The sequence below is a fragment of the Candidatus Omnitrophota bacterium genome (genome assembly GCA_028693815.1).
Lineage (GTDB): Bacteria > Omnitrophota > Gorgyraeia > Zapsychrales > Aceulaceae > Aceula.
Window position 1 is genome coordinate 18,080 of sequence record JAQUUP010000026.1, and the last position, 9,049, is coordinate 27,128.

Genomic DNA, 9,049 nt, shown 5'->3' on the forward strand with positions numbered 1-9,049 from the left:
TTCTTATGACTTATAATTATTTACAAGTATTAAAGGTTGGGCATCAGGCTATTGTTTGTGCGATTGATCAAACACAAGGCTTTCTTCGCTCTTATCGGGAAGCAAGACCAAGAATTCGCAGCCTAGGAGAACAATTAGCAACTTTCTTTAGTCGCCAAGATAAGCGTATGTTTGATCAGCTTTATGCGTTTTATGCGGGAGATCGGTTATCAACAAAAATGATTGATTTTCTTGCTCATGATTTAAAAGATATTAAGGTAAAGTATTTAACGTTTTTCGATAAGCATTCCGGAGAAGTTTTTGATACAAGCGCATCATCTTTTCCAAAAGATTTCATGGATTTTTCGGGACAAATCATTGGAAGACTTAAAATAGAAGAAGAGTATTTGTTTCCGCTTCTTGAGAAAATGGATCAGCAAGTATAGAGAGTTGCACCCAGAAAGGATTTTGTTATAATAATGATCATGAAAAATAAAATATTATTTGTTATTCTTTGTTTTACTTTTATCGGATGTGCCCGCTTGATGGAAATTCCAAAATCAATATTGGGATCTTCGACCAAGGCTTTAGAAGATTATCGCTCAACGGCAACGGTTAAACAATATCCTTGTTCATTAGATAGTTGTTTTAACGATATTTTAGATATTGCTGATGAGGCTGAGTTGGATATTTTTATTAAAGAGAAAAAACGCGGCCTTATTGTTTTAATGGGTTTTGAAGGGGTTACAGATACAACCGAAGTCGGTATTTTCTTAACGTCCGTATCAGAGGCACAAACAAAACTCGAAGTCGTTTCCTTAAGCTCATCTGCTCAGCGAATTGCATCAGAGCTTATTTTTCTAGAATTAAACAATAAATTCTTAGAAAAAGAGTAATAATATGATAGAGCATGAACTTCTTTTTTTAGGGCTTTTGATGGAAGGGCCAAAGCACGGCTATGAAATCAAGCGTCAGCTAGAAGAAGAGCTTTTTCCATTTCTAGGATTAAAGATAAAGTCTATTTATTATCCTTTGCGAAAAATGGAAAAGCTTCGGCTCGTTGAAAAAGATGTGGGTCGAGAAGGAAAGTTTCCCGAGAAGTTTGTCTATAAAATTACTTCAAAGGGAAGAAAGATTTTTGATCATCTTTTAACTGAAAACTTTCTTTCGATCGAGCGACCGTATTTTAATGTTGACCTTTCTCTTTATTTCTTACCTTATGTGGATCAAGATATTGCTAAAAGGCGTCTGCGTGCCAGAGTTATTTTCTTAAAACGCATTAAGCGCGATCTTGAGTCTATTAAAAAGAATCTTAAAAAAACTTCCCAACACTTATTCATCATTTTGGAACACGATCTTGATCTTGTTTCAGCTGAAATCCGTTCGATTGAGCGGCTTATTGGCGTTCTTGCCCAAAAATCTTAAGATATTTTAATTTTTCAGCCAAATTATCGATTTTCTCTCTTTTTAATCAATTTTAAAGTTTTTTTTAAAATTTCTTTAGAATCAATTATTTTTTATTTTTCACTTCTTTTTATATTCCTCGTCTAAGAAAGCGTTTTCTTGAAATGCTTGATTTGGGGTTTTTTTCTTTTGTTTGGCGTGTATACTTTAAGTAGATTTCCGACAGTTGTTAAAATATATTTTTGTTAACGCACAATTTTCTCCCCTAGCCACGGGGAACACCAAAGGAGCAAAAATGTGTGATCTAAAAAGTTATCGAAAGAAGTGTTTTTTTTCAAGATTTATCTCAGTTGTTGTCCTTCTAAGTTTTCTATTCTTTACGATTATTCCTCCTGGTTACGCACAAAACATTCAACTTCCCGCTGTAGGAACCTTAGTTCCTCTAAGTCCGGTTTTTCAACCAGCTGTCTTGCGCGGCATTCAAGTCGATCCTTTTAAGCATCTTGAACTTAAGTTTATTGTGGATGCCGGAGAAAGCGGTCTAGCTGGCGAAGATCTTCAGGGCGAAACAAACAACTTGATTCATTATTTCTTGGCATCTTTAGCTATTCCTGAAAAAGATCTTTGGGTCAACCTTTCTCCTTATGAAGATGATCGTATTGTTCCTGATGCGCTTGGAAAAACAGAAATGGGCCGAGATTTGTTGGCTCAAGACTATTTGCTCAAACAAGTAACGGCTTCGTTATTGTATCCCGACGATGAGCTAGGCAAGCAATTTTGGCAAAGGGTTTATAAAAAAGCTTATGAAAAATACGGAACAACCAATATTCCGGTTAATACGTTTAACAAGGTTTGGATCTTGCCTGATACGGTAAAAATTTATGAAGAGGGCGATCGCGCGATTATCACTGAAGCTAAAATGAAGGTTATGCTTGAGGAAGACTATTTGTCTAAAGAGAAGAATTTGAAAGTTGACGCTAAAGGCAACGCTGACGAAACGGCACAGCTATCCTCAGAGATTATACGTGAAATCGTTATTCCAGAGATTGAAAGAGAAATCAATGAAGGAAAGAATTTTGCTAAGGTTCGTCAGGTTTATTATTCTCTTGTTTTAGCGCATTGGTTTAAGACAAAATTGAAGAATGTTTTGATGAACAAGATTTTTGCTGATCTGTCTAAAACAAAGGGTTTTGAGACAGATGACCCTGAGGTAATTGATAAGATTTATGATCAGTATGTGGAGTCTTTTAAAAAAGGTGTGTGCAATGTTTTGCGTATTGATTTTGATAAAAATGAAAACAAACATATTCCGCGAAAATATTTTTCTGGTGGAGCATCTATGCAAATTGATGACAATAAAATAGAGCCTGCCACTTCTGCTAGCGCAATTACAGCATTGAGGAAAGCGGCAACGCTGGCTACAGCGGTTGTGTTCTTTGCATTTGCATCATTAACCGGAAAAGCGGCAACTCCAGAAGATTTCAATGACGATCATAATATTACAACAATAACGGCAACTGAAGGATCTGTAAATAATGTTTATGAGGTAGCGCCTGTTGATTTTGAGGGTCCGCCAAGCGGACTTGAATCTGATGAGGACGGATTTCTTAATATTCCAACACCTAATGTGAAAATAAACACAGATACTGTCCAGCAGGTATTTCAGAAGGAAGTACCTTTTTCTGTGGGAGACGTTATTAAATCAGCAAGAGGAAATGCAGAGTTAACAATTGCACAGAAAGTGCCAGTTAAGATAAATAACAAGGGGAATAAAATCGATATGGAGGTTGTTTGGGGGCAGGTACAAGAAAACGGAAAAAGGTATGATGTTTTCTTTGTGCAACTTTCGAATCCAAACCCATTGTTTCATAAAGGACATATGACGTATTCGCATTCCTTGCAAGCGTTAATTAATGCGGCAGGTCCTAACAATCCTAGCTTTAGAGAGACGCTAAAGAGGGTATCCGGAAAAACAATAAAGGATTTTGAAGCTGATCTTATCGATATTCTAACAGGAGATCAAGCAAAGGCTACTCAAGATCACAACTATATGAATAAAAAAGGTGTGAACAACCCTTATCAAATGAGTATTGGCGCTCTTGCTTTTGTTGCCCGTTCAGGGGAAAGGCCTATTGAGGTTAAGTTGCCACCGATTTCTAGGCTCGATCCTTTGCCTTTTACTGGATGGGAAGTTGGGTATGATTTGGTGATGGAGAAGATTGAAAAAATAGAGGAAGTCCAGGTGATCAGCAAAAGCACCTATAATGTTAAAGCTGATGGGCGTTGGAGAGTGGTTTCAACGGCTCAAGGTCAAGATGGTCACGATCTCAATAGTTTAGTTACGTTAACTAATAATTTTGCTCAAGATAATATACAAGGAAATTTGGGCAATTGGATAGCTTCAGGACGAAATTTTTTGCAACAATTTCAAGGGATTAATACAGCTGGGGATCAAGCGTCTGAAGTAGGAGAGAATGCAGTTGTGGACGCCAAAACTTTAATCGAAGAGCTATCCCAAAAAGACAGCACAATTTTTAATATTTTAAATCTTATTGTTCCAGATTTCTTACAAAAAGTGAATAAAAACGCAAATGATTTGAGTGGTAAGATTGTCGATGGCGTGGGTGATGTTCAAGGAGATGTTCAGGGTTCTTATGATCAAGCCAAAGCTGATGCTAGCACAGATGAGGAACTTTTGGCATATATTGGATTTGCTTCTCAATTCTTAAATAATCCTTATATACAGAAGAAGGCAGATAGCTTTATCAATCAGCTAGCTGAGAATAGTTATGTTCAATCAGGTGGTGGAGTTTTGGAAGCAGGAACACGAGCTGAGATTAAAGATGTTGCGACCCAGATTGGCGGCATGCAAATGGAATATTCTGCTGTGGATAAAGATGGAAAGATTCAAAATTTTTCCTTTAATTTTAATCAAGTTGTGTCGTTAAGATATTTACTTTCACTTGATTTAAATGTGTTAGCACAAGGAAAAGCTGGCTTTGATGAACGAACAGAAAATCTTCTTTTTGAATTTGCAGAGCAAGCCACAGGAGATACTTTTCAAGGAATTACAAATACTCTTTTTGAAGATTTAGGGAATTATAATGATCCGGCGTTTCAGGAACTTTTTGATCAGATTTTAAACGGCCCATCAAAAGGCCAGGCTTTAGGACAGGCTGATCTTAGGGCAGCTTTTGGTGGATTGGTTGGTGGATTTCGAAGCACTTGTGCACAGCTTGGGTGGACAAGCGGCAATATTAAGGGAATCCCCGTTGCATTGAATTTTTTTGGTGGAGTTGCTGGCTATGGTGTTGGGCAGGCGACAATGGATATCAAGCTTCATACAGAGGCAGAGGTTAATGCTCTTTTAGAGCAAGGTGAGTTTTCTGGGGATCTTAAGATTAAGATGCAGGGTGGTGTTGATGCTTATGCTAGGTCGACCCACGGGGTTAAGGGATTTGGAGGCATGGAGCTTTTCTTTCCTAACGATGGTATTTCTTTTATTGTAGGGTATGAGGGAGGACAAGAAGTTTCCACATTAAATTATGTTACAGGTAACGGAGGAGCAAAATTTAATATGGATCAGGATGGAATGATCAATTTTGATGTTTCAGGAAATGGCACATATGCCGTTGGCAATGATTTGATTACTGTTGATGATTTTTCGTATGCCTCGCAACTTGATTTAGGAGGGATGCTTGATAATTTACCTGACGACATGATAAAGATGCTAAATGACTATGCGCAGCAAGAGGCTGCTGTTGATTTTTTGCCTTATTTAATTGAGAAATTTAATGTGCCTAGCGCTTGGAACAATTATGTTATGGGGAGCGAGGATATTAAAGATGGACTCTATAATATGCTTAATGGAGTTAATTCAGAATTTGGGATTCCAGCTGTTGTAAAAGTAATCGAAGAAGCGCTCGAAGCTTCTGGTGCTCAGGGCAGTCTTGATGAATTTATAGCCGAGCTTCAAGCAGAGGGGAAGAAGAAATTAGAGGACATAAAAAACGATTGGGAAAATAATGTTAAGAAAAAAGAACGCGAAATGGCTGAAACAACGCGATTTGGGAATATGTTGGCGCAAGGGATGTTTATCCGTAATTTTGGACAAGGCAAGGTTAAAGGGTTTGTTTCGCAGCGGCTTAATCAGCATGATTTTTATACGATTGTTGGAGGCACAGCAGAAGCGGGGGATTTTAATTTTTCAGCCTCTGTTCAATCTAATGGATTGATTGATCTGCTGGCTAATCAAGCGGCTGGAGAATCCTTTTTAGCTTTAGGTCCAGTTTTGGCAGGCTATAACATTAGCGGGTCTGTTTGGAAAAAAATGGTTTTGGATATTAATTATATTATTAATACAACAATTAAAGATGGAACATTTTACGACAATATTGAGCGCATTCGAATTGCGGTTGATAATGCATTTTCTAATGTAGATCCAAAAATTCGTGTTTGTGCGATTGCGGCTTTGATCAATAATCCTCAGTGGAGAGATACCTATCGAATTGATCTTAATGAATTGCAGGCTAAGGCCTTTGGTCTTGTTAGGGCTCAAGCAAGAAGCAAGGATGGAAAATGGACAGGGTCTTTGAGCGTTGAGAATTACTGGGAAGGGGATCAAGGTTTTGCTCCTTATTTTGGGATGCAGATAAGTCGAGAATTTGGATCTGAAGAAAAAGCGATTCTTCTTGGCGCAGTTGTGTTTTTTGATCCAATGTTTGGGGCCACAGGAGGCAGCTTGAATGTGAGTCTTAGAGGAGCTGATATTATGGTTTCTTATAAGGAAAAAATAACGCAAATTGGAGCTAAGATTAATCTCGATTCTTTTATTAAGGCCTTAGACGGAAAAGGGCGTAAAATTAAAACGAGCCCAGGAAGCAAGGTGGAAGTGTTTTATAATAACGATGGAGCTGCTCTGTACAACAACCAAGGAGGCTCACTTGAGTTGATTGATTATGTTCCATTTGAAAGCACAGAGCAGGCGCAAAAAGTACTTGGAGAAATTGGAAGTAATAAGGGCAACGGAAAGATAAAAGGATCAAGGGCACAGAGAAAAGCTAAAAGGGAAAAAATAAAACAGCAAAAAGAAATGAATAAAAAGAAGGCTGTTGATAATATTTTGGAGTTAATGATTGATCAGAATATTGAAGATATAGAGGCTGAGGAAGCAGAAAATGTGAAGGGATCCAAAAGAGTCGGTAAAAGTGAAGGAAAAAGCGAATCATCGTCTAGCTTGACTAAGGGTGGTATTGCCTTTGATTCCAATAAGATTGATATGCAAATTGAAGGCACGGGACTTGAATTTGATTTTCCAGATAGTTTAATCACAAGTGAAATGCGTAATTTGATGGGGCTTGTGCCTCAGATTATTAACTTTACACCAGTAACAAATCCTATTTCATTGATTGGGCCTTTGGTCAAAATGGAAGAATAGAATTTCTTTAAAAAAGGAGAAAGAATGAACTATGCCACGGGTTTCTTGAGAAACAAATTTATTGCTAGATTTGTTATATTAATTATTTTTCTTAATTTTACTATTCCTACCCAAGCGATTTCTGCTTCAAAAGCAAACCTCAAGAGTTTTAGTCGCAATGCTGCACCTGCGAAAACGGTTGCTTCAGAAGATCAAGGCCAATCTCTGAATAAAATTCCGGATTCTTTTTTTGAAGATATGCAAGGCGATTCCTCTGATGGTTCAACGCCGCTAGGTAGTTTTACTTGGGGTCAAGAACAAAAGCTCCTTGCTTTTGATAGCGCGGCTCAAGATTCTTATGGTTATGCGGTTGCGATATCAGAAAATACTGCTGTGGTGGGAAGCCCTTACGATGATGATAACGGCAACAATTCTGGGTCTGTTTATATTTATACAAAAAATGCTGGAACATGGGTTTACAGTCAGAAAATTAAAGAAAGTAACGCGATTGATTATTTTGGTCAATCTGTTGCGATTTCTGGAGATGTTATTGCTGTGGGAGCTCCGTTGGATGATGAGAACGGAATGAACGCTGGGGCGGCGTATATTTTTAAAAAGAATGCATCGGGCATATGGGTTAAAATTAATAAAATTATTGCTTCCGATGGTGCCGCCGGAGATGAATTTGGTGCGGCTGTTTCTGTCTTCGGTGATATAGCTGTTGTTGGAGCTTATTTACATGACGATACAAGCGATGATTGTGGCGCGGCATATATTTTTAAGGAAAACGCGAGCGGGACATCATGGTCGCAAGTTGATGAACTCCTTGCTAATGATGGGGCTGAAAATGATTATTTTGGATCGTCTGTTTCCGTATTCGGCGATATTGCTATTGTTGGCGCTCATAGAGACGATGACAATGGATCGAATTCTGGATCAGCATATATTTTCAAGAAGAATGCCAGCGGTTTATGGCCATTTAGCCAGAAGCTTATTGCTTCTGATGGCGCTGAGGGTGATTCTTTTGGCTTTGCTGTTTCTGTATCGGGGGACAAGGCGATCATTGGAGCGCACCTTGACGATGACAACGGACCTGGATCTGGGTCTGCGTATGTTTACACAAAAAATGCTGCTGGCGTTTGGTTGCAGGCTAATAAGCTTTTTGCCTCTGATGGTGCTAGTGAAGATTTTTTTGGTTCATCTGTATCTATAATTGATGGGGCTGCGATTGTTGGCGCGCGTTATCATTCTCATCCAGAATCAGATCGTGGAGCTGCGTATATTTTTGATGAAGGTTTAAATTGGGCTGAAACTAAAGAGCTTCTTGCCTCGGATGGTGCGCAGAATGATTATTTTAGTTGGTCGGTTGGCATTTCAAATGATACGGTTATTGTGGGTGCACCGAGAGATGATGACAACGGATCGAATTCTGGATCAGCATATATTTTTACTTCCGAAGGACCTGCTGGCTATACTGTCAGCGGAACGATCTTAGATATTAATGGAAACAATATTGCCTCAGCGCAATTAACAAAAGTAATCAATGGCACATCATCTGTGATCAATGTTCCAAATGGGACTTATTCGTTTACTGTGAATCATGGCGATAATGTTTCTGTTGTGCCTTCAGCTCCTGGGTATAGTTTTCCAGCAGGATTAGCCGATAATCCGAGTTGGGCAGGTGTTGTGAACGCACCGGTGACAAAAGATTTTGTTGGGGTTCTTGGCCAGTATGATGTGGCCGGAACGATCTTAGATACTAATGGAAACAATATCGCTTCAGCGCAATTGACAAAAGTAATCAATGGCACATCATCTGTGATCAATGTTCCAAATGGGACTTATTCGTTTACTGTGAATCATGGCGATAATGTTTCTGTGGTGCCTTCAGCTCCTGGGTATAGTTTTCCAGCTGGATTAGCCGATAATCCGAGTTGGGCAGGTGTTGTGAACGCACCGGTGACAAAAGATTTTGTTGGAGTTCTTGGTCAGTATGATGTGGTTGGAACGATCTTAGATATTAATGGAAACAATATTGCCTCAGCGCAATTAACAAAAGTAATCAATGGCACATCGTCTGTAATTAATGTTCCTAATGGAGCGTATTCTTTTACTGTGAATCATGGAGACAATGTTTCTGTTGTGCCTTCAGCTCCTGGGTATAGTTTTCCAGCTGGATTAGCCGATAATCCGAGTTGGGCAGGTGTTGTGAACGCACCGGTGACAAAAGATTTTGTTGGGGGTCTGGGT

General features: G+C 38.8%; 5 protein-coding genes. All 5 read left to right on the forward strand.

Annotated features, from left to right (window positions below; translation table 11 throughout):
• Window positions 1–5 precede the first annotated feature (5 nt).
• Window positions 6–425 (forward strand): hypothetical protein, encoded by a 420-nt coding sequence (locus PHY73_07595; GenBank protein ID MDD3375565.1) that lies wholly within the window; start codon window positions 6–8, stop codon window positions 423–425.
• Window positions 426–464: 39 nt separating this feature from the next.
• Window positions 465–875 carry a hypothetical protein gene (locus tag PHY73_07600; protein MDD3375566.1) on the forward strand — a complete coding sequence of 137 codons (411 nt, stop codon included), beginning with the start codon at window positions 465–467 and terminating at the stop codon, window positions 873–875.
• 4 nt (window positions 876–879) lie between these two features.
• Window positions 880–1,404, forward strand: a complete 525-nt coding sequence (locus tag PHY73_07605) for a PadR family transcriptional regulator (protein ID MDD3375567.1) — start codon at window positions 880–882, stop codon at window positions 1,402–1,404.
• A gap of 274 nt (window positions 1,405–1,678) precedes the next feature.
• On the forward strand, window positions 1,679–6,820 hold the full coding sequence (locus PHY73_07610; protein MDD3375568.1) for a hypothetical protein: 5,142 nt from the start codon (window positions 1,679–1,681) through the stop codon (window positions 6,818–6,820).
• 24 nt (window positions 6,821–6,844) lie between these two features.
• The coding region (locus tag PHY73_07615) for an FG-GAP repeat protein (protein ID MDD3375569.1) at window positions 6,845–9,049 on the forward strand (2,205 nt) is incomplete at its 3' end.

Excerpts from the sequence above, each read along its gene's own strand:
- PHY73_07605 (MDD3375567.1), top strand. The coding sequence starts at position 880 with ATGATAGAGCATGAACTTCTTTTTTTAGGGCTTTTGATGGAAGGGCCA.
- PHY73_07600 (MDD3375566.1), top strand. The coding sequence starts at position 465 with ATGAAAAATAAAATATTATTTGTTATTCTTTGTTTTACTTTTATCGGA.
- PHY73_07595 (MDD3375565.1), top strand. The coding sequence starts at position 6 with ATGACTTATAATTATTTACAAGTATTAAAGGTTGGGCATCAGGCTATT.
- PHY73_07610 (MDD3375568.1), top strand. The coding sequence starts at position 1,679 with ATGTGTGATCTAAAAAGTTATCGAAAGAAGTGTTTTTTTTCAAGATTT.